General features: G+C 62.6%; 4 protein-coding genes. All 4 read right to left on the reverse strand.

What is annotated here, in order from left to right; all coding sequences use genetic code 11:
- On the reverse strand, nt 1-1,314 hold a 1,314-nt coding region (locus IQ273_RS31460; protein ID WP_194027022.1), incomplete at its 3' end, for an efflux RND transporter periplasmic adaptor subunit.
- Between the two features lie 53 nt (nt 1,315-1,367).
- Nucleotides 1,368-2,123, reverse strand: coding sequence for an ABC transporter ATP-binding protein (locus tag IQ273_RS31465; RefSeq protein ID WP_194027023.1), 756 nt, complete (start codon nt 2,121-2,123; stop codon nt 1,368-1,370).
- Nucleotides 2,124-2,128: 5 nt separating this feature from the next.
- Nucleotides 2,129-3,142 carry a glycosyltransferase family 2 protein gene (locus tag IQ273_RS31470; RefSeq protein WP_194027024.1) on the reverse strand — a complete coding sequence of 338 codons (1,014 nt, stop codon included), beginning with the start codon at nt 3,140-3,142 and terminating at the stop codon, nt 2,129-2,131.
- A 92-nt stretch (nt 3,143-3,234) separates the two neighbouring features.
- The coding region (locus IQ273_RS31475) for a C40 family peptidase (RefSeq protein WP_194027025.1) at nt 3,235-3,900 on the reverse strand (666 nt) is incomplete at its 5' end.

Consider the following 3,900-nt stretch of genomic DNA (forward strand, 5'->3'; position numbering starts at 1 on the left):
ATTGAGAATGACGGTGTCGGTCTCCTCTAGCCCGGAGAGAATTTCGATGGCTTCCAGGGTGTCGAGGCCGGTGGTGATGGGGCGCTTTTGGGCGCGACCCTGGCCGTCGACTACCCATACGAAGGCTTCGCTACCGTCCTGCTGAATAGCGTTGGTGGGTAGGGCGAGGGCGTTCTCACGCTGCACCAAAATCACTTCGACGCTGACGGCACTGCCCGGAATTAGCACGCCGCTGGGGCGATCGAGCCGGGCCACGGCCTTGACCGTAGCCTGGGAGCCGCCGCCTTCGCTGTCTGAAATGGCCTGGGGAGCAATGCTAATTACCCGCCCGGCATAGCTGGCGGCGCTGGGGCCAATAATGCTGACCCGCACGGGCATATTCACCGACACCTGGTTGGCGTCGAGGGTCATGAGGTCAAACAGCACCACCTCCTGGGCGGGGTCGCCGATGGTGAGTAGGGTGCCCTCGCTCTGCACCCCATCCCCCGGCTGCACATTAATATTGAGCACCACGGCGTCGAAGGGGGCGACGATCGCATTGTCGGCAATGCGGGCGCGCAGGTTGGCCAGGGTGGCCTGGTTTCGGCGAATCTCTAGCTCCGACTGCTGCAGTTCGACCTCGGCTCCGCGCAGATCTGACTGGGCGGTTTCGAGATCATTGCGATCGCCGTCATAGTCATCTTCTGAAATAAACCCCTGTTCTAGCAGCGACTGCGACTCGCTCAGGCGCTCCTGGGCTCGCTGCACCGTACGCTGGCGGTCTTGGCGCACCTCGGTCTGGCGCTGGCGCTGCAACTGCAAGATTTCGGTTTGAATTTGGGCCTCATCGAGCTGCTGCTCTAGGGCGCGATCGCGCAACCGCAGCAGCACTGCTCCTTTTGCCACCCGCTGGCGCTCTTCCACCAGCACCGACTCTACAGTGACATCGCCCGGTGCCTTGATCGGTTGCTGGTTACCCAGGCTGATTACCCCTGAGGCATCGACCCGATTTTCGAGCGTGTCGCGGCTGGGGCTGCCGGTGGTCACCACCACCGGGTCTACACTGCGGCGCTGCCAGGTGCGGTAGCCCCACCAGCCGCCCAGACCCAGCACCAGCACTAGGCCCGAGGTGACAATCCATCTCAGCCCTTTGCGAGACTTAGTGGCTGGGTCGTCGTCGTACAGGTCATCGTCAAACAGGCCAGGGCTGAGGGGGTTAGCGGCTAACTCTGGTTGCCCCGCATCGGCTAGGCCTAACGGCGGTTCTCCAGTTGAGTCAGAGCGGTCCGGATTGGGGTGAACGGTAGAGGCATCGGAGTGAGAGTCGGGCAGCACAGGACATTATCCAAACAGTTAGTTTTGTTCAATCCTACAGACGTCTTGCGAACCTACAGGGGAGTCAGGTGCCCCAGTTCGGCGGGGCTGAGGTGAGCGTGGGTGACCTGGCCGTCGCTCATCATAATAATGCGCTGGCTGTGGCTGGCCACCTCATGGGAGTGGGTCACCATAACGATGGTAATGCCCCGCTGGTGCAGCGCCTGAAAAATGCTCAGCACCTCCGCCGCCGACTGGGAATCGAGCGCCCCGGTGGGTTCGTCAGCCAGCAGCAGCACTGGCTGGTTGACAATGGCGCGGGCGATCGCCACCCGCTGCTGCTGCCCGCCCGACAGCTGGGGTGGGCGCTTGTCCATGCGGTTGGCCAAGCCCATATGGGTAAGGGCGGCCTCGGCCCGCCGCCGCCGCGCCTGCCGCCCCACCCCGGCGTACATCATCGGCAAAATCACGTTTTCGATCGCGGTCAGGTTGGGCAGCAGCTCGTAGCGCTGAAACACAAAGCCCAGTTTGCGGTTGCGCAGCCGGGTCAGCCGAGTTTTGCCCACCGTGGCAACATCGGTGCCATCCAGCCAGTAGCGCCCGCTGGTGGGGCGATCGAGGCAGCCAATGATGTTCATCAGCGTCGATTTGCCCGAGCCCGACTGGCCCATAATGGCGCAGTATTCGCCGGGCTGAATGGTGAGGTTGATGAGATCGCAGGCCCGCACCGCCGCTTCGCCCGTGCCAAACACCCGCGACACGTTCTCCATCGCGATCGCAGCTGGTTTCAGGTCAGCAGGCACCGCTGGCGTGTGGTTCAGGTCGCTCATAGCGGCTACCCTTCGGGTGTGGCGGGGCCGACAATCTCGCGCACGCGGTAGATGGGGCGCTGCTGCGACTCGTGGTAGGTGCGCATTAGCAGCTCGGCCAGCAGGCCAAAGCTAAACAGCTGAATGCCCGCTAAAAACAGCACCACCGCCAGCACCAGCAGGGGGCGATCGCCAATATCTTGGTCGGCCAAAAACTTGACCAGGGTGAGGTAAATGCCCAGGGCCATACCCCCCGCCATCGAGGCCAGCCCCAGACTGCCAAAAATGTGCATGGGCCGAGTGAGAAACTTTTTCATAAAGTAGACCGTGAGCATATCCATCACCACCCGCAGGGTGCGGCCCAGACCGTATTTGCTGGTGCCAAAGCGGCGGGCGTGGTGGGTGACCGGCATTTCGGTAATGCGGGCTCCTTCAATAAAGGCCAGGGCGGGCAAAAAGCGGTGCAGCTCGCCGTAGAGGTTGAGGTCGTGAATCACCTCGGCGCGGTAGGCCTTGAGCGAGCAGCCGTAGTCGTGCAGCGCCACGCCGGTCACGCCCGCAATCAGCCAGTTGGCAATTTTTGACGGAATCAGCCGGGTCAGGGTGTTGTCCTGGCGGTCTTTGCGCCAGCCGCTGACCAGGTCGTAGCCCTCGTCGAGGCGATCGATCAGGCGGGGAATGTCGGCGGGGTCGTTTTGCAGGTCGCCGTCGAGGGTAACCACGATGCCGCCCCGAGCGTACTTAAACCCGGCGGCCATGGCGGCAGTCTGACCGTAGTTGCGGCGCAGCAGCACCGCCACCAGGTGAGGATACGGCTGGGTTAGCTCGCGCAGGCGATCGCTGGAGCCATCGGTAGAGCCATCGTCAACGCCAAGAATTTCGTAGGAGCGGCCCATGCCGTCGAGCACGTGGGCGATCGCGCCTACCAGAGCCGGTAAACTCTCGTACTCGTTGTAGATCGGCACCACCACCGAGATTTCTACCGGGGCAGCAGCCCCCGATACTGGCAGGGCAAGACTAGGGCGAATCGCAGGAATCATAACAGCGGCAGATGACGGGGCAGATCACCGAAACGCGCCAAATAACGCCCCTTGAGTTTAGCCGAAAGCCAATTGTGGCGCGCAATCACCGGCTACTGTTTCGGGGCTTTGGGCTGGTAGCTGACCATCACCCGCCCCGCCCGACGCAGCTGGCGGTGGTAGGCCGCGCTGACCGGATGCGAGAGATCCTCCAGCGAATCGATGCCGATGCCGTTGCGACCCTGGTTGATCCCAGAGCTGTGGATATACTCGCCTTCCCCCAGGTACAGTGCCACGTGCTTGGTGCGATCCGGAGTGCCAAAGAAGATTAAATCGCCTGGTTCTAGCTCGCCCCAGCCGATTGGTTGGGTAAAGGCCTCCTGCTGGTACGAGTCGCGGGGCAGGCGAATGCCCACCGCAGCAAAGGCCGTTTGCATCAGCCCAGAACAGTCAAAGTTGGGGCCAACGGTACCGCCCCACAGGTAAGTGTTGGGGGTGGCCATGGCGCGCTGGGTAAAGGCAATCACCTCCGGCAGGCGGGCTGCAATCGCCGCACGGTCAAAAACGGGGGGCTGGTAGGGGCGATCGGCAGGGGTTAGCGCGTTGCCATCGGCGGCACTAATCCAGCCGGGGTAATCGTCTTCGCAGAGCACAACGGCCAGAGATTCCTGACCCGGTTCTTTCGCCAGCCGCAGATGCCGCCCCAACGCCGCCTGGGTCACCAGCCCCTCTAGCTCAGCAGTTTTGTACAGATTCAGCCCCCGACCACAGACATATTC

It is taken from the genome of Nodosilinea sp. LEGE 07298 (genome assembly GCF_015207265.1).
In the GTDB taxonomy this organism is placed as follows: Bacteria; Cyanobacteriota; Cyanobacteriia; order Phormidesmidales; family Phormidesmidaceae; genus Nodosilinea.